Origin of the sequence: Veillonella sp. (genome assembly GCF_015058545.1) — a bacterium.
Lineage (GTDB): Bacteria > Bacillota > Negativicutes > Veillonellales > Veillonellaceae > Veillonella_A.
The window spans coordinates 14,269-37,934 of the sequence record NZ_SVCB01000147.1 but is presented as its reverse complement, the minus strand read 5'-3'; the positions used below and the strand labels follow the sequence as shown (position 1 = coordinate 37,934).

Annotated in this window: 17 protein-coding genes; all 17 read right to left on the bottom strand. The window is 45.2% G+C overall.

The window, feature by feature from the left end:
- Positions 1 to 12 precede the first annotated feature (12 nt).
- The gene (locus E7204_RS09310; protein WP_295183961.1) at positions 13 to 996 is read right to left on the bottom strand and encodes a hypothetical protein; all 984 of its coding nucleotides are present in this window, start codon (positions 994 to 996) and stop codon (positions 13 to 15) included.
- A 43-nt stretch (positions 997 to 1,039) separates the two neighbouring features.
- On the bottom strand, positions 1,040 to 1,549 hold the full coding sequence (locus E7204_RS09305) for an OmpH family outer membrane protein (protein ID WP_295183958.1): 510 nt from the start codon (positions 1,547 to 1,549) through the stop codon (positions 1,040 to 1,042).
- Positions 1,550 to 1,630: 81 nt separating this feature from the next.
- The gene (locus tag E7204_RS09300; RefSeq protein ID WP_295183955.1) at positions 1,631 to 2,905 is read right to left on the bottom strand and encodes a hypothetical protein; all 1,275 of its coding nucleotides are present in this window, start codon (positions 2,903 to 2,905) and stop codon (positions 1,631 to 1,633) included.
- 2 nt (positions 2,906 to 2,907) lie between these two features.
- Positions 2,908 to 5,055, bottom strand: a complete 2,148-nt coding sequence (locus E7204_RS09295; protein WP_295183952.1) for a BamA/TamA family outer membrane protein — start codon at positions 5,053 to 5,055, stop codon at positions 2,908 to 2,910.
- Between the two features lie 118 nt (positions 5,056 to 5,173).
- The gene (locus tag E7204_RS09290) at positions 5,174 to 5,800 is read right to left on the bottom strand and encodes a hypothetical protein (protein ID WP_295183950.1); all 627 of its coding nucleotides are present in this window, start codon (positions 5,798 to 5,800) and stop codon (positions 5,174 to 5,176) included.
- A 422-nt stretch (positions 5,801 to 6,222) separates the two neighbouring features.
- The gene (locus E7204_RS09285) at positions 6,223 to 6,855 is read right to left on the bottom strand and encodes a sigma-70 family RNA polymerase sigma factor (protein ID WP_295183948.1); all 633 of its coding nucleotides are present in this window, start codon (positions 6,853 to 6,855) and stop codon (positions 6,223 to 6,225) included.
- Positions 6,856 to 6,874: 19 nt separating this feature from the next.
- Positions 6,875 to 11,185 (bottom strand): translocation/assembly module TamB domain-containing protein, encoded by a 4,311-nt coding sequence (locus E7204_RS09280; RefSeq protein WP_295183945.1) that lies wholly within the window; start codon positions 11,183 to 11,185, stop codon positions 6,875 to 6,877.
- A 70-nt stretch (positions 11,186 to 11,255) separates the two neighbouring features.
- Positions 11,256 to 12,734 (bottom strand): TolC family protein, encoded by a 1,479-nt coding sequence (locus tag E7204_RS09275; RefSeq protein ID WP_295183943.1) that lies wholly within the window; start codon positions 12,732 to 12,734, stop codon positions 11,256 to 11,258.
- 17 nt (positions 12,735 to 12,751) lie between these two features.
- Positions 12,752 to 14,056 carry an MlaD family protein gene (locus tag E7204_RS09270; RefSeq protein WP_295183940.1) on the bottom strand — a complete coding sequence of 435 codons (1,305 nt, stop codon included), beginning with the start codon at positions 14,054 to 14,056 and terminating at the stop codon, positions 12,752 to 12,754.
- Entirely contained in the window at positions 14,046 to 14,813 is a 768-nt protein-coding gene (locus E7204_RS09265) for an ABC transporter ATP-binding protein (RefSeq protein ID WP_295183936.1), read from the bottom strand. Before E7204_RS09265 ends, E7204_RS09270 begins: the two co-directional genes overlap by 11 nt.
- A gap of 181 nt (positions 14,814 to 14,994) precedes the next feature.
- Positions 14,995 to 15,756 carry an ABC transporter permease gene (locus E7204_RS09260; RefSeq protein WP_247239750.1) on the bottom strand — a complete coding sequence of 254 codons (762 nt, stop codon included), beginning with the start codon at positions 15,754 to 15,756 and terminating at the stop codon, positions 14,995 to 14,997.
- Between the two features lie 247 nt (positions 15,757 to 16,003).
- A complete protein-coding gene (locus E7204_RS09255) occupies positions 16,004 to 17,992 on the bottom strand; it encodes a SpoIVB peptidase S55 domain-containing protein (protein WP_295183931.1) in 1,989 nt (662 codons plus the stop codon).
- 66 nt (positions 17,993 to 18,058) lie between these two features.
- Positions 18,059 to 18,361, bottom strand: coding sequence for a hypothetical protein (locus E7204_RS09250; protein WP_021840868.1), 303 nt, complete (start codon positions 18,359 to 18,361; stop codon positions 18,059 to 18,061).
- 111 nt (positions 18,362 to 18,472) lie between these two features.
- The gene (locus tag E7204_RS09245) at positions 18,473 to 19,867 is read right to left on the bottom strand and encodes an AMIN domain-containing protein (RefSeq protein WP_295183928.1); all 1,395 of its coding nucleotides are present in this window, start codon (positions 19,865 to 19,867) and stop codon (positions 18,473 to 18,475) included.
- A 176-nt stretch (positions 19,868 to 20,043) separates the two neighbouring features.
- Positions 20,044 to 21,222: a rod shape-determining protein gene (locus E7204_RS09240; RefSeq protein ID WP_295183925.1), complete on the bottom strand. Its 1,179-nt coding sequence runs from the start codon at positions 21,220 to 21,222 to the stop codon at positions 20,044 to 20,046.
- Positions 21,194 to 22,456 carry a UDP-N-acetylglucosamine 1-carboxyvinyltransferase gene (gene murA, locus E7204_RS09235; protein WP_127058437.1) on the bottom strand — a complete coding sequence of 421 codons (1,263 nt, stop codon included), beginning with the start codon at positions 22,454 to 22,456 and terminating at the stop codon, positions 21,194 to 21,196. The genes E7204_RS09240 and murA overlap by 29 nt, the downstream gene beginning before the upstream one ends.
- A 217-nt stretch (positions 22,457 to 22,673) precedes the next feature.
- Positions 22,674 to 23,639 carry a class II fructose-bisphosphatase gene (gene glpX, locus E7204_RS09230; RefSeq protein ID WP_021840864.1) on the bottom strand — a complete coding sequence of 322 codons (966 nt, stop codon included), beginning with the start codon at positions 23,637 to 23,639 and terminating at the stop codon, positions 22,674 to 22,676.
- Positions 23,640 to 23,666: the final 27 nt, after the last annotated feature.

Below are 23,666 nucleotides of genomic sequence, written 5' to 3'. Positions count from 1 at the left end.
AAAAAACTCCTTTTATTGAGCAACCGAATAGGATGCAATAATAGCATCGGTCACATCAGTTGCATTAACATTTGAAACTTCATCAATAACTATTAAATCAAGGTTCTTTTCCTTTGCCACCACCATGGCGCGCATGCGTACATCTTCCAAAATGGCGTCATGAAGGGCTTCTACTTCACTTTGTTTTGCTTTCATGCGTGAATCCCAGGCCGTATTCCACTCTAGCGGGTTTGGCAGATTATTGGTTGCCATAATAGATTCCGCTTTAGCTTTTACCATCATATCACGACGGGTGAGTAATTCTTTTTGAAGATTAGCCGCATAGTCATCCAGTTCTTTTTGACCGGCTGCGCGAATCGGGGTCAACTCGGCATCGACTTTCTGCTCTAAGTCTTGCAAATTACCCTGTACGGATTGACTGCGCGATGCCAAGAGTTCTTGTAACTCTTTCTCTTTGGCAGCCCGTTCGGCCTCAATAACAGCCTTTTGTTCTTCCGTTACCGCTATCGGTGCCGTATTACTGCTTAATTCCAATTGTAAATTAACAATTCGCAAATCCGCTTCCGTCATTTCCGTTTTAACTTCACCGCGATACTTATTGATTAAAGCGATACGCTGTTTTTGATAAGCTACATTCAGTTCCTGTTCTTTAGCTTTTATCTTAGTCATTAATTCCGTATTCAGCAAATCGGTGATTTCTTTATCGGAACCTAAGGCCTGAAGGGCTAAAGACTGTTGCTGCGATTTTTGCGTTAAGCTTTGCTGCTCATTTTTATATTGAGCTTGCAAATCATCCAATTCTTTTTTGGCTTTCATATATTCATCATAGGAAGGATTAAATTTGATGACCTTTTCCATTTTTACAATACCGATTTTCGGCATATTGGGAGTTGCCTTCGTTTTTTGATTATCCAATCGATTATGAATAAACAAGCCCGCGAGTAAGGCGGCTATGACAACGACAACAACAGAAATCCAACGATACTGCGGCTTCATTGTACCGCCTCCCCTCTATTTCGCAAACAAATCATACTCTCAATTATTTCTGACTGCTTGAAGCGTCAGAATCGGAGTTACCGCTCAATTTACGCTGTACTTGATCGGTAATGTCTACACCGCCGTATAATACGGTACGTTTATCCATAACAATGGATAAACCTTTAGCATCGGCTACTGCTTTAGATGCATCACTTACTTCAGATTGAACCTTTTTCTGAATTTCCATCATTTTATCCTGAAGTTTACCTTGGTATTCAGAGGATAAAGCAGCTTTTTGATTATCATCCATATTGGCGGATTTAGCTGTAAATTCATCGTTTAATTGCTTTTTATAATCATCCAATTCTTTATTGGCTGCTACTATTGCCGGTGAAGCAGCATTCAATACTTTAGTAGTATCGATAACACCGATATTACTGTTAGTATCAGATGCCATGGTTGGCGTAGCCATTTGTGTGTACGCGATGGCGCCAATACCTAAGAGGAATATAACGGCAACAAATAAGGATACAAACTTCTTGTTCTTTTGGTTATTAATTAACCGCATCATAGGTAATATACCTTCTTTCTTTTTTGAAAAAATCTATGCATAATCGACTTAAACTTTATATGTCAAAATTCTTATTTAACATTAAATATAGCCGATAAGGCGTAACCAATTATCGTCATCATTGACCACGTATTCCAAAGTCAAATAATTATTCAAATCATAGGCTAAACCGAACTCATTACGCTTGATTTCAAAATCTCGCTGAGCTCGTACATGCCAACGGTCGCCGATGTCCTGACGGAGCCACATACGACTGTATTTATCGGACAAATTGTACTGATACGCCAAGGTCGTGTCTTTGGTAAAATGATACGCATAGGACGGATAAAACGCCCATTTGTAATCATCGGGGAAGAAATTCGTTTCCAAATAGATATCCCCACGGCCCTGCTTGATACCGGTAAACAATTTAAGCCCCACATTATGATCCGTTTCCGTGCCCATATCGAGATAGGCTTCGCCACGCACGATATAGCGGGATGAATCGACTTGAATCTTGAGCAATAAATCGGTACCCAACTGCAACGACGGCTTCATGGAAATACCGAAACGCTGACTGGCCTTGCTATTGTCGAGGCCTTGTTGGATAACTCCCAGCAAATCGCTTTCATGACGAGCAATGAATGATACCGGCACGCCTTCTAAGCCGACTAAATACTCATCATAATAGCGTTTAGTCGCATAGAAAACCGTACTTGGCAATGTGTTTGAAGCAATTTCCGTACTGCTGTGACGGACCACCGCCCCTTGGGGAATTAAATAAACTTTAACCTTCGTCTTGGCGCCCGGTATAATTTCAACTTGCGGAATAAATTCCGACAAAGCCCCTTCCAGCTCATTACGAACCAACTGACTCGTAACAGCCGTCGCCCAATCCAAGGAATCAAGAGGGGCTCCCAAAAGGATTTGTTCAATCCGCGACTCCACAAAGGAAATATCGCGAGCTACCCATTCTTGGGCAAGAGGGGTTAAATTACCGTAATCCACCGTAACAGCTACGGCTTGAATGGTCTGACCGTACGGTCTGAGTCGCACGTCAAGTTGACTGTTCACCCCCGGTGTTATCGTCAAGGACTCCACCGTATAACCGTATAAAATTCGATCGATAATATCGGTTGTTACTTTCTGATATGTCGCTTGCCCGGCTGCCAATGCTTCCGTATCGGTTCCTACATACAACTTATCGGCCGCTGTTTGCACGGCGGCGGTCATACGTTTAGCCAAAACGGCCGGCAACGGTTGCCAACTACCGGAAAGACTCACCGTTACCGACTCAATGGGCTCAGCCTGAGCAACTGTCGTCACCGACGCCATCATACAGAGAGCGGCGGTGACGCGTAAGCCCCATTGTTTCATAATTAGAACTGTCCACCAAAGCTGAAGTGGAATTTGTTATCATCTTTACTTACACCATAGTCGAGACGGATAGGTCCGATTGGTGTGGAAATACGAACACCGGCACCTACGGAGATATTGAAGGATTTATCACCATCGTACCAAGTTACATTCGGTGCATCCCATGCATCCCCCATATCGGTGAAGAGTACACCGGTTACTTTATTGAAGATAGGCACACGATATTCCAAGGTAGCATTGTACATTTTCTTACCGCGGAACTGATCGTCTTCAAAACCACGCAATGTATCGGCACCACCTAAGGTGTAGAGAGCGCTGTACGGTACATCACCCTGTGCCCAACCTAAACGAGCACGGAACGCGATTACCTGATTGTTGCCAATAGCTTTATAGTTACGATATTCGCCGGTGAATTTGTAGTAATCGAAGTCACCGCCTAAGCCGTGGCCCGCCCATTGAACGGTAGCGGATACACGTTTACCGCGTTTAGGATCGTAGATGTTATCACGGGAGTCGTACACTTTCTGCCAAGATACGCTGTTCGTACGACCGAAGTTGTTCTCGATGTAGTTATCGTCTTTAAAATTATACGAAGTATAAGTTCCATCATCATTTACTTTGCCATTGTTCCAACGATAACTACCATATTTCTCTGGCATATAACCTTCTCCACCATTTTCAGCATAGTTATAACCGCTGTTTTCATCTTCGTCAAACTTCCAGCCGTCTTTACGGGTTTCCAACGTTACATAGTCACGGGTATATTCGCCGGTCTGACGACCTAAGGACACGTTAATCCCTTTCTGCGTTTTTACATATTGAGAAATTTCATCCCCGTCCGAGTTATAGTCGGTATAAGTATCTTCACGGTCGAAAATAGTTAAGCCAAGGGATGTACCCTTGCTGTCAATCCAAGGACGCAAGTAGGATACGGAGTAGTTTTTATAACCGGCCGTACCGCCGAATTCCCAGTGAACTTTGATTTTGTCACCGGTACCACGCAAGTTATCTTCCCCAACTTCTACGATACCAACGAAACCGTCGGAATCAGAGTAACCGGCACCTAAAGTAATCGTACCTGTTTTATGTTCCAATACGTCGATTTCGATAACTACTTTGTCAGGTGTGGAACCTTCCAACAAACGTACGTTAACGTCATCGAAGTAACCTAAGTTATATACTTTTTCAACGGAACGACGAACGAGGAATTTATTGAATGGCTGACCTTTTTTCTGGTTGAATTCACGAAGAATTACATAATCTTTAGTCTTTTTATTACCATGTGGCACAATATCTTCTACGATACCTTCCGTAATGGAAATATGAAGGACACCGTCTTGGTCAACGGCCATATCGTTAACACGAGCCAAAATGTAACCGTCACGGTTATAAGCGGCGTTGATCCCTTGAATACGTTCGCCTACTCGAACTGTATTAAGCACTGTATTCGGCTGTACGTTCAAATAGTTAACAAGCATTTCGTTGCTGTAAACTGTATTGCCTTCGAACTGTACGGATTTTACAACCGGGTTAACCGTTACTTTGTAAGCCACTTTAACGCCTTCCGGTACAACAGTAATCACCGGATTAATTTCGGACAAATAGCCGCTGGAACTTAACGCGGAAATATCCGCTTTAATGGCATCAGCCGTTAAGGTGTCACCAATGTGGCTTTTTAACAAGGCGAGGTATTCATCCTGCACTTCAGCCGGTAAACCTTCAATAGAAAAACCGGTCATTACTTTGCCTTCATAAGGCTTTAATTCTTCATCCGTAACGCCGGAGAAATAGCGTGCGTCCGGTGTGGTAATGGCTGTCTGTACGCCGGCTGCCTGTTGTTCTTCTAAACGGGCCCCTTCACCTTTGGCAACGGTCAAAACCGCTGAGTCGGTAGTAGCTAACGATGAATTGTCCAACTCGATACGTTTGGCTTCTTGTTCGTCAGATTTCTGTGCTTCTTCAATCCCGCCACGAGCCGCTGTAATAGCGTCTTGAGCCGCTTGGTCTTGAGCACTTACCGCTGTAACTGCGGCAGTTGAATTCTGCGTAGTTGCTGTACTCGTTTCATCCGCAGCCCATACGGTAGTACCGCTCAACGCGGCTACCACTGCTACAGCCAACATGTTTTTATAGGCTCTCTTATTCATCATTTACTACATCCTCCTAAAATAATGCCTTCTTATTTATAAACACATTGCTTTTAATGCTTTTAATGTTCTCATTCCATTATTTTCACTGACCTATGGCCAGCTTATATATCCTGATTCTCTATTGTTCTTGTCCGCGCAGACTTCGTCCCCCTTCACGTACGGCTTCTTGAATCTGAGTTGTACTGATTACCGGTGCCGCTACTGATTCGCTAGTTTGTGATTCAGGTGTTGCCGTCTGAACAGCTTCTTCCGTAGCTTGTGGTGTTGCCACAGCATTGTCCGCTTGTGTCGTTACCGCTTCCACATTTTGATTCGTATCAGCAGTAGCTGTTTCAGCTGAAGCATTGACTGTGCCGCCCGCTGTATTCGTTGTGCTATTAGGCGCATCAACAGAATTTGTCGGGGTTTGTGAAACGGCCGGCATATTGCTATGAGGCGTTTCAGACATCGGTTGGTTCTGCTCTTCCATCACGGGTGCTGTATTTTTGACATCACCTTGATGTTGCCATACATAATAACCGCCACCCACCAGCAAAGCCAAACCTACGGCAATGGACCAATAGCCTAAGCGTTGCCACAAAGCGGGTGCTCGTTTTTCGTTAAGATGTTGCATCTCCGCCTGAGCCAGCATCAATTGTAATTGACCTTTAGTGGCAGAATCATCCGCATAAGCCTGCTCAGCTTTATCCAGCCAAGTCTTAACGGAGCGGATTCGTTTCTCCATATTGTCGCCAGTCTTATTCATAACGGCCTCCTTTCATACATTTATATTCGTAAGAAAGGATGATTTTGTGAACCATTTATATCACATTAATCGAAATTATTATATCATATTTACGCTTATTTATTAACAATTTATTGCAATCTTCGCCCTTTTTACCGTAATCAGTCCTTATATTTTAAACGATTCGTATAGAAAACCAATGAATAAAAATCTATAACAGCCAAAATTATAGTTCGTAACTCAAATTAAACGTATTGGCTAGTGTAAAAAAGAATATAGGACAACATCCAACTAAGAAGATACGACCAAGTCAAAATAAAGCAGACAGGAACAATAAGCCGGACAAAACAAAAAGGTTGCAACCCGTTCAGCTTGGCCCTATGTCTGACCTTGCTGCAACAGATTACAACCTTCATCTCTGAATGCTATTTTAATTGAACTTATTAATCATTCCAGAATTTTCGCGTACGACTGAGCATACCGCGCAAACGCTTAATCCCCTGGCGGTGCAAACGATGGATATAGCTGTTGCTCGTATCCAGTTCACCGGCTACAGACGCAATGGAGCGATCCGCTAAATACACTTGCTCCATTACATGCCGTTCTTTGCCCGGCAAGCGTTCCAACGCTTCTACCACCACCTGCTGAAAAGCTTTCGTTTCTACCGCCGATTCAATGGACGGCCCTTCATCAGGAAGCTGTTCCCACCAATATTCATCCTCATCGGCAGAACCGGCTAACACGACACCGCCCTTGCCTTCTTTACGAAGGTAATCCAAGATACGCCCGCGTACGCGATGGACCGCATATAACGAAAAGGCTACCCCCTTCGCATAGTCAAAACGTTCCACCGCTTCAATGAGGCCTACCGTACCTTCCTGGACACAGTCCATCACATCCGGTACCACACGATAATACGCCATGGCTTCACGGAAAACAAGGGGCTGATAATGTTCAATAAGGGCCGTACGTGCCGACTCATCATCATGCTCTTTGTATGCCTGCCATAAAGCACGCTCTTCTTCAGGCGACAATAATTTAATTTTCTCTAATTCCGCTAAATATGAGTCAAGCATGCCGACCCTCCTTTCTTAATTAAAACTGAGTAGTCCACTGACCGCCAAAGTATGAATGGCCATTACTGTTCATCCACCCGTTAACGCTATAGTGGCTATTAATATCATACATAATCCCATAAGCTTGGGTATCATTATTAATACCCGTACTAAAGGTTACCATTAAATCCGGTAACAAGTATTTGCCGATTTCAATATTATAGTAACTGTTTGTATCTTCATTTACCGGTTCATTCGGATCCAACGAGCCCGTAGTAATGTTGATTAAATCCAGACCTAAGGTATCCTTAAAGGCCCCTTCAATATAACCCATTAAAGCTGATCGTACACCGGCTGCAAACAAGGCGTTTACATCATCGGACGATACACTGCTGTCATTACCGGAGCTGTAACCGAATGTTAAGAGCGATACAATTTGACGTTGTTCCAGATGCGGATCGGATGTCAATTTTAAATCCATCTGTTCCACCGGACCGTTTACTTCAAGATATACGCGATAAGAGCGAACCCGGGATTCCGCTTTTACACTTAAAATCGGCAAGAAGGATCCGCGTACAAAGTCGGTTTTACCTTCCGTAATCTTAAACGTATTGTTAAGATACTTCAAATTACCTTCTACGACATGGAATTCGCCGTCAATAAACGGATCTGTCGTAGTACCGCCGATATGAGCCCCGCCGCCGAGGGTGAAGTCATAAAGACCACCGCTGTAGAGGCGAACTTTTTTGCCCACATTCACAGTGAAATCAAGTCCTATCGGAGAACCGCCTTCCTCACTGGTGAGGGATAACGGAATCGTCATGGTATCATTTTCCAGATCAAGGTGACCTACCACCGTCGGCAAGCCGTCTTTGAGCATAACGCCAACTTCACCGTTCAACGGACCCTTGAAGAATTCATGTTCCACTTCAAGGTCGTTCATTTGGATAACGCCGGCGTAATTCGTCAAGGTTGTTCCATTCCAGCTGAATTCACCGGAAAGGCCCGCATTACCTTTACCCATGGACGCACCGCCGATTAACTCGGCTTTTTGCCCTTTAAAAATAAGTTGCGCCGATATATCAGATAAATCTTTTTTAACATCTTTAAAATGTACCAAACCATGGTCCACACTAAGAGTGCCGTTAACCATTGGTTGATCATAGGTACCGGTAATATGAAGGGCACCTTTTAACGGCCCCGTCCCCTCCGTAACAGCTGGGAATAAAAGCGGTAATACGCCAAGATCCGCTTCATTTACATCAAAGGTCAAATCCATAGCCGATTTATCGCCCGGTGGCAAATAACCGGATTTATAAAAAGCGGCTAACGGTACATCACCGCGAAGTTTCGCTTTATACTCACCTCGTTGACCTACCAATTGTTGCAGATGAATAACTTTGTCCTCCATCGTCGCCATAGCGTAGAGGCGATCGATTTGTACTCCGTTAAGACTGGCATTTGTCAACTCTGTGGATAATTCAACATGCGGATTTAACGTTTCGCCGGTCACATTGGCAATTAAATGAATATTGCCGGATGCCGGAACCGACGTTTTAAACAGTGGCATTAAGGAGTCGATAGCTACATTATTGGCCGCAATCTGAATGTCACTTTGACCATCCAAATCAGCCGTACCCAAAGCGGCCAACATACCGTCGCCGATTGGTAACTCTCCTTTATGAATCGTTAATTTGCGGTTTTGCAAAGCCACGTCCACATTGGCAGTGCCCCATGGCTTACCGCCCATAACGATATCATCGATAGTGCCGATTAAGCGGAGATCCGGATTCTTAAGTGTACCGCCTAAATCGAGACGACCGTTAATATGTCCATCCGATTCAGGCACATCAAGTTTGGCCAGTTTCATGAAATTAACCAACTCACCATTACTGATGGTGGCATAGCCGAATAATCGTTGCTCGCCGTTTAATGTCATGCCGCCATCGATGTTGAATTTACCATGTTCCCCTTCTTCAAAGGACACATTTTGCAAATGAACTACCGTCGGGTCTGCATATACATTACCGGAGATATTTTTCAAAGCCATGTCATTAACGACTACATCATTGGAACCTAATCGGCCCTGTACAATCGGCTTATCAATCGTACCGGTGAGCGTCCCTTCAAGCGTCATATAGCCTTCCACATCGGCATAGTCTTTAAGCCATGGTCGTAAATAAATCGTATCGCCGAAGAACTTAAAGTCTAAGCCGCCGTTTTGATAGCGGCCGGCAGCATAGAAAGTAGCCCCATAGGCCTGCGCTACCAAATCACGAACGCCGAGGAAGTCATTAGCGTAACGGAACCCGAAACGAACATCACTGTATAATTTGCCCTGTACCGAACCGTCCCAAGCATGGACAAAACCGCGAATTTGCGGATTGTCTAAAGTACCGCCTATTTCCGTACGCACATCGAGCCAACCGGTAACCTGTAAGTCAGGGTCAACCATGCCGGCTATATTTTCAATACGAACCGTATTGGCATTCGCCTGTAGCTGTAAAGCCTTCGACGGTCCCATATCAATAGTACCGTTTAAGCTGTAGTAACCGTGGCCGTCTTGAACAAAGCCGTTGTTAACAGTTATCAATTTATTACTTACAGTTGCTTCCGCATAGGCATTATCGAAACGAATCCGACCTACATGACCACCGTCGGATGCGACAATAGCCATAACATTCGGATTATCCATTGGTCCCGTCACACGACCGGTAACGGTAGCTTTACCGTCAAGATCCTGTTTAGCATAATCACTAAACAAATCAAGCGGAACATCTTTGGCATCGAAAGCTATGTCGAGGGCATCCTGACTTACATTGCCATAGGCACTAAAGGATCCGGAACCGATTGTCCCGTTGAGATAGTTAATAAAATAATTGCCATTGGCGCCGGCAATTTGACCGGATAAAGAATCGGTCGCAATCGAATCATAGCCAATACCGTTACCTTCAAAAGTAGCCGTAATCGCCGGTAAGGAATCCGTACCGATCCCCTTAAGATAAGCTTTACCGTTAACAGTACCGAATAACGGCTGATCCACAGCCTGCCCCACTAAGGCCAACGGAATATTGGTGCCTTCCAGTGATGCCTCGTACTCTTGCGTTTTCGTATTAAAAGTACCGCGCCCACCGGCCTCACCGCCATTCAAACTAAGTCGAATATCGGATATATCCACAATATCATTTTGATAGGCTAAGGTTGCCAAGCCTTTTTCTAAAATATAGCCTTCGTAATTAACATTGGATGCTTCAACCGTAGCATTCACAATCGGCGATGCCGCTGTGCCATACACATGAGCCACAGTGCCTACAGAGCCGGTAATCCCCTTATCAATTAAGGATTCGATTTGAATATCCTGACCACGCAAGGTAAGATTAAAGTTTGGCTCCGCCAAGTCCGTAATATCAACATTGCCGTGAGCAAAGAATTGCTGATCGTTAATGGCCACACGACCATCCGCTACCATAATATTCGTGCCGTTAAAGGTAACATGAGCCGCCCCTTGGCGAATCTCATACGACTTAGGACTTATGGAATCATTCTGATAATCGGCGGCCAAATTATTAATATCAACGGCCCCTTCAAAATTAAATAGATTATCATTGCGACTGATGGTTAAAGCTATATTCTTAGCGGTACCGCCAATTACTTTGGCATTAATATCGCTTGGAATCAAGTCATTCACATAATCTAAACGCAAGCTGTCTGCTTTAACAAAAAGGGTAAAGTCAGCAGAATCATCATTAGTATAGGAGCCCTTAAGCGTTACAGCCTGCTTATCCACATTAGCTGACAAAGCGCCGTCCAACTTAGGATAATCTGCAAACTTAACAGCCCCGTTAATAGCTTCAACCGCTGTGTGGCGACCATTTAGCCAATCAAGGGTTGCTATGCCGTCATTGACTATGACATTCCCTCTAAACTGCAACGGTTCTTCACTGTCACTCTTTTTGATGAGGGACGTAATATTCCACGAACGGTCTGCCTTCTCTACGGCATGCACGGTTGGGTTATTAAGGGTAACCGATTTTATCAATCGAAGCGGAGCCGACTGACCGAACGGCAACTTTACCGCTTCCAACATGTCGAGCGATACTTCCGTACTCGGCACATCGGCCACGACTTTGCCTTCGGTGTCCTTAATAGACAGGTCGCCAATATGAACGGTACCATCCCAACCGATGTTAAAGGATGAATAATCCGCCTGCCCATTAATTGCTGTATTCAATTGTTCTTGTACGATAGGTCCCACTATCTGCTCCCCAACGGGGCGCAATAGTTGTGCTCCGCCAAAGGCTACGGCCAACACAACCGCACCGGCGAGCCATTTACGCTGTCCCTTTTTCATTTAAAACTCCTCGCACAAAACAGTATCTTACAAACAAATTTACTTCACATCACACACTTACAAGGATTTATTATTTATTCGTTTTAGCCGCTTGATCGGCAACCAAAGTATTCAATGTCTGAGTCGGATTGGCTTCATTAACGAGTGGAGCGGCGCCACCGATTGGTGTTTCCAAAGGCACGCCCATCGCGTATTCCAAGGAGGCTACCGCTGTATTGTAGTTAAACAAAGCATCTACATAGTTATTACGAGCCGTTTCCAATTCAGTTTCCGCATCAAGTACATCAAGGTTGGTACCAACGCCGGCACGATAACGTAAGGAAGCAATACGGAAGTTTTCCTGACCTTGTTCTACCGCCACACGCGTGCTGTCAATTGTCTGTTCAGCGGATTTCATATTTAAATAAGCCTTACGAACAGCTAAATTAATGCTATCCATAACCTGGTAGTTAGCTTCTTTATAACGTTCTAAGTTGGCTTCCTGAACTTTAATGCCTTCACTGGTAGCACCGCCGTCCCAGAGGCTCCAAGATACAGCCGCACCGATACTCCAATTGTCATTGGAGGTACCGCCCCAATCACTACCGGACCAAGCCTGGGTGGCCGTAGCACTTAAGGTTGGCAAGTAACCGGATTTAGCGGATTTAATAGCTTCTTCTGCTGCTTTTACCGCCATGGTGCTCTGAATGAGTTCCGCACGATGCAAGAGTGCATACGCCTGGGCATCGGCCAAAGTTACAGGATACGGTGTATAACCGAGTGAATTATCCGCCGTTTCTACGCTCGTATTAACCGGTAAGCCGATGGAGTTATTAAGGGTTGCTTCCGCCAAATTAGCCGCATTTTGTGCTTCTACCAGGGAAGTCTGAGCATTGGCCAATGATGTTTGGGATGCCAATACATCGGATTTGGCCACGATACCTACATTATATTGCTGATTTACATTTGTTAAATGACCTTCATAATCGCGAACCGATTGTTGGGCAATATCCACCTTATTACGAGCCTGAATCAAGGAGTAATAATTGCTGGCTGCATTTAATTTAGCTGTTTGACGCGCTACTTCCAAGGCTGCATTATAACCTTCACGGGAATAACGAGCCGATTCGATAGCTGCTTCTGCTTTACCGCCGGTATATATTGGTATTGCTAATGAGAACGTATTGCTAGCCGAATCGCCGATTGCGGTGGCTCCGGTCTGTAAAGTACTACTTCCGCGTCCGCCTTTATAGGCATAGCTTACGGTAGGGTTCTTAGCCGCTGCCGCTACACTTACCTGTGCACGAGCTGCTTCATACTGCCATTCGGACTGTCTTACATCACGGTTATTAGCCAAAGCCAATTCCACCGTATGAGGTAATGTTAAGGACACTTTGTCGCCTACTACTTCGTCTTTAACGATTCGATCTGCCAAAGTTTGCTGTGTAATCACTAATGCTGCCTGCTGATATTTGGCAATTTTGGCATCATCATTAGAACCGGCGGCCAATACGCCGGTTACTGTCAAAGACATTGCAATGGCTAAAGAAAGAGCTTTTTTATTTAACATGGTATTACCTCCCAAAATTAAAAGACATATCGAATGCCGTAGAAATTACCACCATTTTCTTCGCTAAACGGACGAATGAATTGAGCGATGGCATATACATCATCAAACAATCTCACTTCACTGCGAATCCGATAGCGCACATCATTTAAATCCATAACGGCCGCGGATATTGTAAACGGACCGCCCATGCCGTAATCGACACCGACACCTACGTCACCGTCAAACAGTCCGCCGCGAATCGAAAAATCATCCGCTACGTATTTGCCATATGTAAGTTCCAAGCGGCTGCCGTTACCAATATTATTCGCTCCCAAGGTGAATAAATTTTGACCGAATTGCAAACGAAAATCCGCGTTCGGATTATATTTATTCTTCGTTGTATTATATAAGAGCTCCATATTGGCGCTTGCCTTAAAAGGGTACTTTTTTCCGGATTCACGACTATCTACGTCGCCACCGGTGAGACGATTTAACTTAGTAGTCAACTGCGCCGTATTATGCAAAGTTTCCTTAATATCCTGACTGCTCTGCGGATCCGTTACGATACCCTGCATAGAAGCGGCCATGGAATTCAAGCTGTCAGTTGTTGTTTTCAAATTATCTAAAATAGTACGCATATCACGAGATGCCTGCCCGTCGCCATCCAAGTTTTGTAAGGATGTATCAAGCTGACCCGTAATCGCCGTCATATTACGTGTAATATCAGTCATGTTGGCTGTAATTTCATTAATGTTGCCCTGATTATCCAGAGCCATTTGATTAAAACGAGCCGTAAGTTCCGCCGTATTATTGGCGATGATTTCCGTAGAGCGAAGGGCATTGCGAAGTGATGTCTGGGTCTGCGCATCGCCGATAATATTATTAATGGAGCCCAAGGTTTTATTGGCTTCTTCCATCAATATGGTAGCTTGCTGCATCGTTTTATCAATATCGCTATGACCGTCACCGCGAATCATGTCACCGTCTTTTAAAAAGACTTGGGATCGTCCCGGCGTAATTTGAATGAATTTATCGCCCAAAATGCCGTCATTGGCCAAGGCAAACTCGGAGTCAATCGGAATCTCCGTATCTTTATCAATATCCATAGTAAGCGTTACCCCTTTGGCGGTAACTTCCATAGAGCTCACGCGGCCCACCGTAACGCCGGAATATTTAACCTGGTTACCGGTCTTAAGACCCGTAACCGACTGAAAATCGCCGGTAATATGCATCCGCGGCGGTTCAAATAATTCCAAACGGCCTACAAAAATGATCGCCGCCGCAAATAAGCAAAGGCCGATAATGGTGAACAAGCCCACCTTAGCCTCTGTATTAAACTTCATCTGTTTTCTCCCCCTTACCGGCGTCATCCATAATATCGCCGCCATGTATAAACTGCTGGACCAACTTATTTTTAGATTTCCTAAATTCAGTCGGACTCGAAACTTCTATAAATTTGCCCTTATCCAATAAGGCAATGCGATCGGCCACATAAAAAGCCGATTGCATATCGTGAGTTACTACAATCGAAGTGCAGTGAAGATGCTTTTGCATACTCCGAATGAGTTTACTGATTGTTCCCGATGTTATAGGATCAAGTCCCGACGTCGGTTCATCATATAAAATAATGCGAGGATTTAAAGCAATGGCCCGGGCCAAGCTGATGCGTTTTTTCATGCCCCCGGACAATTCATTCGGCATGTAGTCGCCCGTATTAGGCAGCTCCACCAAATCCAATTTTTCCTGCACAATGTCCTTAATTTGAGTATTGGTTAATTCAGTATGCTGTCTTAGCCCGAAAGCTACATTTTCAGCCACTGTCATGGAGTCGAAAAGCGCCGAGTATTGGAACACCATGCCCATTTTTTCACGAACTTTGTTAAATTCGTCTTCGCTTAAGCCGACTACATCGACGCCGTCCACCAGAATACGTCCGCTGTTCGGCCGTTGCAAACCGATTATGAGACGCAGAATCGTACTCTTACCTGCGCCACTGCCGCCCAGAACAACTAAGGTTTCCCCATCTTCTATTGTCAAATCTACGTGGTCGAGGATAACCCTATCGCCGTAGGCAACGACCACATCCTGTAATTCAATCATGAATCTCCGGCCTCAATTAATCTCAAACTATAAGTCCAATTTTTAAGCGAACCTATAGTTACTACTATAATTATAAAATATCTGTTTCAAAATTCAATGATAAAACGCCCGCCTTTTAGGTAGGGGAGCAATATTTTTCATGAAAAAAATACCAACGCCAACCGGCGTATCAAAATAATAACTAGAATAACGCCATGGATAAGAAATAATTTAATACGAATACTAAAATAATACTGGTTACCACGGAGCTGGTAGTTGCATTACCTACCGCTTCGGCCCCCATTTTAGTATACATGCCCTTGTAGGAACCAACAAGAGCAATTACGGCGCCAAATACACTGGCTTTGATTAAACCGTAAGTTAAATCACTAGTAACGGCAAAAAGTTGAATGGAATCGGTATACGTCATACCCGCCATGCCTTTAAACAGCGTCGCTACCACATAGCCGCCGCCGATACCGATAATAACACCGTAAAAAGCCAGAATCGGCACCATAATCATGCACGCAATCACACGGGGCACCACGAGGTATCCGATAGGATTAACGGCCATTACTTTGAGGGCATCGATTTGCTCGGTTACCTTCATGGTACCAATCTCGGCGGTAATCGCTGCGCCTACGCGCCCCGATAACACGACGCCTACCAGTACCGGTCCCAATTCACGCCCCATGGCAATGGCCATGATGCCGCCAACCGTACCTTGTGCACCGTAACGAATCAAAATATCGGCAATTTGCAAGGTCATTACAGCCCCGGCAAACAATAAAGTTAAACTGATAATCGGTAACGAATCTACACCCAAATGAGCCATTTGAAATATAACATGGCGCCAATTGGCCTTTGATAATTGTTTAATGGTTTGGCCGATTAATATTACAGCTTCACCGCAACGTGCCAACCAACGTATCACTTCACGGCCAAGCGCTTCTAACCACTGCAAAAGCTTTCCTCCTCTTACATCACATCTATTGAAGTTCATCATATCTGCTTATAATTGAGTATGATTACTACCCCTCATTTTATCACAAAACTTTAGCCATTGTCATCAGTACCAACGATGAATATATCTAAATTTTACAATCTTTTTGAAAAAAAGTTGTATTTCCTTTCAAACTGTGGTCCGGCAATGTAAAAAGGCGATGAACAACATAGTCCATCGCCTTCATTGCTTACTATTCAGTTTAATTTTATTGACTTACAATTTCAGTAGATTCATCCGATTCTACATCAGGTGTATTCGTTGAAGAATCCGGTGCTTTTGTTACCGTATTAGCATCCGCTTCGTTTTTAGCCGGTTTAGTCGAAGACTCATCAGCCTTTTTAGCCGCTTCCTTCAACTTTTTCGCATTTTCACGAGCAAGGCGAGCCTTCTCTTTATCACGATCGGCCGGCGACATAACTTTCAATACGAATTGACCGTCACCGCGGATAACATATTCCGTATCGATTTTAGCCTTATACGGTTCTTTGTCATCTTTGTCGTCAATGCCCGGAATATTTTCCTTCGCTTTGCCTTTCGGTACAGCGCCCGGAATTTTAGTCTCATCGGCTACATCAATTTTAGCGCCCTTCGTATCGGCTTTTTCACCGTCTTCTACCATGCTGACGCCATCTTCCAAGATTTCGACCACAATCTGATTATTCGTATCCGTATTGCGCAGTTCTTTGTAGAACTCGTCAAAATCTTTATACGTTTTCAAACGACGAATAATTTCATCGGTTAAATTGTACTTTTGTTTTTCCAAAAGATATGGCAATGGTACTACGCCGCCACCGCGAACTTCCAAGGTTACTTCCCCATACGGCTGATCCTTCGGCACGGTGAAGAAGATTTCCTTCGTTACCGGTTCTTCACGGAACGGTTGTAATTTCACATTAATTACCACCGTATCCCCCGGTGAGGCTACAGCCGGTGATAACGTAGCATCACCGATTACGGCGGTTTTCTTTTCCTTCGTCAGCGATGCATCTACCTGAATCCCCGCAATTTCATAATTGATAAAACGGTTATTCATGAGCACGTCGATAATATTGTAAAATTCATCAACACTCTTGATGCCGATGGAATCATTGGAATAGAACATATTCGTCCGTTCCAACGGCGGAATATTGATATCTCGCGGTTGGATTTTAAGGGTTAAGGTGGAAGTACCTTCGCCATTGCGGTCCAATGTTTTACTGATAAAATTATAAACCGCCGTCGTGCTTAATGTCGGTGTCAACTCATCCGCTTCCACCACTTTAACACCCGCTTCGCGAGTCCGGTTCATATCGAGATCGCGCACTGTAATCGCCATAGGAATACCGCTCGTAATCTTGCCCGATGTACCGGCAATACCGGCACCGCGGTCTTCTGTAACAGTCCCTACTTCAGCGCCCATGGAGCCGAGCTTAAAGCCGGAATCCAAGCTTTTTACAACGGTAAAAATAGACGCATTATGCATAAAGTAGCCTACGGAGCCGCGTTTTAAAAACGGATGGCCGAATGCGACCACTTTATCTTGATCTACATAGGTTACCGTACCGATAGCACCCAGCTTTAAATCGCCGTCAACGAGCAACGCCGCTACGGAACCGCCCGCTTTAAGCGGTTTAGCCACATCATCGCCGTCGGCCGCCGCCGTATCATAAGTGCTGTACTCATATTCCGGCAACTTTTCCTTCATAAACTTAAGAGCCGACGGATCGAAGCCATAGGCCATAAGCGGTGTGCCCAGCGGAATCAACTGGCTGTCGCGCCAAGGATTGGCTAAGTTCTTTTCATAGGGAATATTCCAAAGCTTAACCATATCTTCGATAGGCGTAATCATACCGATAGTGCCGTCCGCAAAGCCCCAACCGTAGGCAACGGCGCCTACCAACTTGCCGTCAATATACGCGGGACTGCCACTCATACCGTGCACGATGCCGCCCGTTTCATCAATAACGGGGCCGGAAAATTTAGCTAAAATTAAATCGCCCGACGGACCACGGTCTTTCATGACGCCTAAAACTTTCATATTAAAACTGGAGATGTCATCTCCCGTTACTACTGTATCAACGTGTCCTTCCATGCCTGTACGCACATCGGTTACGGGCAGAAAATCAACTGCCTGTGCCGAAGCGGCTACAGTGCAACAAAAGAAAAGCGCCAGTACACCTTTCATATACCGGCGTGATGAACGAAATGGCTTCATTCATAGCTCCTCTCTAAAACTATATGTCAACTGTTTTAACTGAATACTTCAGCGGAATTGCTTTGATTATTTACCATCAACCACAGCTACAACTTGTGCGCGGTTTACTTGGTCGCCGTTTTTAACCGTTACATTCGTTACTACACCGTTAACAGTGGAACGAGCTGCCGGCATTGGGCCTGTTAAGGATTGTACTGTTACCAATACGTCCCCTTCTTTAACAACTGTACCTACCGGTACAACCGATACAACCTGACCGGTTAATACGGATTCCTGGTTGACATTGGCTGCGGAGGCCGTGAAAACAAAGCCGGTCGCCAGGCTTACGCCAACAGCAGCCATTACTAAAAATTTCATATATTTTTTCATACGTAAATCCTCCTTTGACTAACGTCTACATATATTATATCACGGATAAGCAAATTTATTACTAAATCCGCCTCCAATCATTAAAAATTCACATCAGAGGCAACGAGCCCATTAAGGGAAAATTATGATTTCCCCATAGCGCGCCGTGCCAAAACTTGTCTCATCGCGATGAAGATAGGTACCGTTGGCATATAGATCATTATCCCGCTGGTAGCCCGCATCAATGCCCGTAACCGCCCCAAACTCTGACAGCATACGGCCGCCCTGTTCCAAGGTTATACCGGTAGACGCCCGATAATTGCCGGATGCCAAAAGGACAATCAAGGTACCGTCAGGTCGCACCCCTAATAAGGTATGACCGCGATAATTGTCACCGTCAAAATTCGTCACCATACCATTAGTGAGCACAATGCGCTTACTTTGAGCCAAAGTGGTGCCGGCCGCACTGATTTTAACAATCGTAGGCACCACTTGTAAATTCACAATATCGCCGATGCGTAACGCATCAATTACCGGCACCATGGCACCGTGGCCGGACAACACGATATCCGCATCCGCCAATTTAGAATCGTTCGTACCTTTAGCTACAACCACATTGCGCCGCAGCGTTACCTCTTTGCCGTACACATTGGTATGTGTCGATGAGCCGTAAGCCGCATTATAGGCTATGAGTTCATCCGCCCCGCGGGTACGGTTAACGCCGCTGACGATATAGGTTTTGTCCCCTTCTTTTAATTGCAATTTAGGCGTTTCCACACTGATGGTATACCCTTGATTAGGGATATAACGAAGCACCCCTACCGGCGTTATTTGATAGCCCGGTACAACAGGGATTTTTTCACCGGAAGCGAGCTGTACCGTGCCCTCCGCTAAGCTTTCACCGTTAAGGCCGGCCCCTACATCAGCTGCATTGACAAGTCCCACCGAAATGGCACCGGTAGGCGTCACCTCGGCCAAGGTCTCCGCCTTATCGCCGTCCGCTTTAATCACCGCCGGCTCTGTCGGCGCTACCGTAAGAGCATCTACTTTTACGCGCCCCGTATCGGTACTGGTATCCCATTTAGTATACACTACGCCATCCTTCAAAGGCTTTGTAGTTCGTTGGTCATAATTATTAAACAAATCCAAGACTATGCGGTCCGGATTTTGCAATGTGAACATATGATAACGAACAGGTTGATTTACACTGAGTGATAAATCGAGGCCTGTATCTGTGCTCGCCAGGCCTACACCTTGCAAAACACCGCTATTGCGATTGTTATATTGAACCGGTCCACTCGTGCGATTTGTAGTGCCCGCAAAATGGATGCGTACCTGCTGTGCTTTTTCATTATAAATAGAACTCCAGCCATCCGGTAATCCCTTCATGTCAAGGACAATGCGGGTGTGCCCCACTTCATTGGTAGCGCGTACGGCTGTCAAATCCGCTGCATCCGCAGCGCCGCCTACGAGCCAACTCATTATCCCTGCCATTAAGACTGCACTTATCTTCTTACAGGCTTTCATAGTTCCCTCCTTTGAAAAAATCTATAAACTATTATCCTTATTTTAGTACCATTTTATCTATTATAACACATATACCTACTGACTACTTGAAATATTATGTGAAAATAAAAAAAGATTGCAAACGACCTTGCCGCTCACAATCTTCTTCGTATTTATTATTTAATGACCAAATTGCTTTACTGCAATTCTTCCAAACTGTCTTGCAAACGATCCATCTCACGCAAGGCGCGACCGGTTCCGACGATAACCGAGTAACGGGGATTGTCCACCAAATAGGCAGCTACCCCGATAGCGCGGGTAATGAGTCGGTCAAAACCACTGATTAAGGCGCCGCCACCGGTTAGGATGATACCATGATCACAGATTTCCGCTACCAACTCCGGTGGCGTTTTTTCCAAAATATCCTTGATACCTTCCAAGATAACATTCACCGGTTTTTCCAGCGCCATCTGTACTTCCTTGGAACTTACTTTAATAGCCTGCGGCAAGCCGCTCACAATATCGCAACCGCGCACGGTGATTTCTTCTACCGGCGCTTTACGATCTACCGTACCGACGGCAATTTTTACTTCTTCCGCCGTACGACGACCGATTAATAGCTTACGACGTCGTTTGATATAGCTGATAATGGCTTCATCAAACTTATCACCGCCCATGCGCAAAGACTTACTCACTACGACACCGGTGGTGCAAAGTACGGCAATATCCGTAGTACCGCCGCCTACGTCAACCACAATGGCACCGGCAGACGCAGCTTTATCAAGGCCTGTCCCCAAAGCGGCCGCCAACGGCTCTTCGATGAGTACGGTTTTACGAGCACCCGTTTGAAGCACCGCTTCGATAACCGCCCTTTTCTCAACCGGCGTAATGCCTGACGGCACGCATATAACGATGCGCGGTTTGAATAAAGTAGAAGCCGGTAACACGCTTTTAATATAGTAGCGAAGCATAAACTCCGTCATGTCATAGTTATTGATAACACCGTCCTGAAGTGGGCGAATGACTTCAATGTCCGCCGGCGTGCGCCCCAGCATAATGCGCGCGTCCTCACCGACAGCCACCACTTCATGAGTGTGAATGTTCCAAGCTACATAGGCCGGTTCATCAAGCACAACACCTTTGCCCTTAATGTAAATCAATACATTCGTGGTGCCTAAGTCAATGCCTACGTCATAGGCCCACCACAGCGCCAATTTTTCAAAAGGGGATACCCATTTATCGGCTTTCTTAGCTACTGTTTTAGGCGTGGTCGTCGCAATGGGTTGCGTGCTTCGTTTGCGTCGCTCTTCGCGTTTTTGCAAAACTTCGGCACGACTTACCTTTTTCTTACTCGTCCACCCGAACAATGTCAGCACCTAACCCTTTTAATTTGCCTACCAAGTTGTCATAACCTCGGTCGATGTGCGACAACTGGGTTACTTTGGTAACACCTTCCGCCGCCAATCCGGCACACACTAAAGCGGCTCCGGCACGCAAATCGGTAGCACGTACTTCGGTGCCCTTCAATTTAGGTACACCGTCAACAATAGCACGACGCTCTTCAATGCGAATCTGAGCACCCATTTTCTTCAATTCATCCACATGCATAAAGCGATTTTCAAAAACCGTTTCCATAACCGTACTGGTTCCCTTGGCAATGGTCGTAAAGGCCATGAATTGAGCCTGCATATCCGTCGGAAAACCCGGGTATGGTAATGTCTTAATATCTACAGCTTTTACATTGCCGTCGGAAATAACGCGAATACCGTCCACATCTTCCTGCACGGTTACGCCCGCTTCTTTCAATTTCGCCACAACCGGTTTTAAATGCTCGGATAAAGCATTTTCAACATACACGTCACCGCCGGCCATCGCCGCCGCGATGAGATACGTACCGGCTTCAATGCGGTCAGGAATTACCGTATGAGTAGCCCCTTTTAATTCTTTAACGCCTTGGATACGAATTACATTCGTGCCGGCGCCGCGAATATCGGCACCCATACTATTTAAGTAAGTTACTAAATCTACAATTTCAGGTTCTTCCGCAGCGTTTTCGATAATCGTTTTACCTTCCGCCATGGAAGCGGCCATGATTACGTTTTCAGTAGCCCCAACACTTGGGAAATCAAGGTAAATCTGATTCCCTTTAAGGCCTTCCGGAGCGGATGCCAGTACATAACCGTCACCCATTTCGATAGTAGCACCTAGCGCTTCAAACGCTTTTAAGTGTAAATCAATCGGACGCGAGCCGATGGCACAGCCACCGGGCAAAGAAATACGGGCTTCACGACGACGCGCCAATAAAGGTCCCATAACTAAAAACGACGCACGCATGCGACGAACTAATTCATAGGGAGCTTCTGTAGCCGTAATTTCCGAAGCATCAAAACGGATTTCCTGATTAGCTTCATCCTTGGTAACTTTAACGCCTAATGCGGAAATTACCTCACAAATCGTATGTACATCCTCCAAATGAGGTACTTCTACTAATCGACTTGGCGTCGATGCCAACATGGTGGCCGCAATAATCGGCAACACCGCATTTTTTGCGCTACTTACACGAACGCGACCATTCAACGGTTTACCGCCGTTAATGACGAGCTTTTCCAACAATACTTCCTCCCATAATGCAATCTATTAAGCTATAGTCTTACATGCAATCTATTATTCTATAGTATGATAGTTCTTCTTTAAATTCTACCTTATAGTATACTTTAAAACAGGCTGTTCATCAAGTGCCGCGCACACACAAAACACACATAAAAAACGGCCTTATATCAAAAGATATAAAGCCGTTTTGTTATAATCTTTACGCGAAAGTCAACGATTATTTTGCTTTCATAGATTTTAACTTGCGGTCCAAACGATGAATAGTATCAACAAAGCGAACCGTTCCTGTCTTATAACGCATTACGACGGATTCCGTGCGAGCACCGCCGGCAAAGTATTTAATGCCGGATAAGATGTTGCCTTCCGTAATAGCCGTTGCAGAGAAAATTACGTCTTCCCCATGTACGAGGTCATCAATAGTCAATACTTTATTTAAATCGGTAATGCCCATAGCATGACAACGACGAACTTCTTCGTCATTTTCAGGCAACAAGCGCGCTTGCATATCGCCACCCGTACATTTTAAAGCAGCCGCTGCCAAAACGCCTTCCGGAGCCCCGCCGGTACCGATAACCATATGAATACCGGAACCTTCAAGACCACATTCCATCGCCGGATTTACGTCACCGTCGGTGATTAAACGAATACGAGCACCCGCTTCACGAGCTTCGCGCATAATCGCTTCATGACGCGGACGATCAAGCATAACGATGGTCATATCATCAATACCGCGTTCCATTTTTTCAGCTACGCGACGCAAGTTTTCAGTAACACTGGCATTCAAATCGATAACGCCCTTGGCACGAGGACCTACGCAAAGCTTCTGCATGTACATATCAGGCGCATGCAACAAACCGCCTTTAGGAGCGATGGCCAATACTGCGATAGCACCATTTTGACCTTTAGCAATCAGATTCGTACCTTCAATCGGATCCACCGCGATGTCCACAGCTTCACCGCCGGCACCCACTTCTTCACCGATGTAAAGCATAGGGGCTTCATCGATTTCCCCTTCCCCGATAACAACGGTACCCGAAATAGGTACTGTATCAAAGGTTTGACGCATAGCATCTACAGCGAGTTGATCGGCGCCGTCTTTCTCACCGCGACCAAGCAAACGACCACTGCGAAGCGCTGCCGCTTCCGTTACACGTACAAATTCCAAAGCTAATGTTCTATCCACAGTTTTTACCTCCTTAAAATGCCCTCT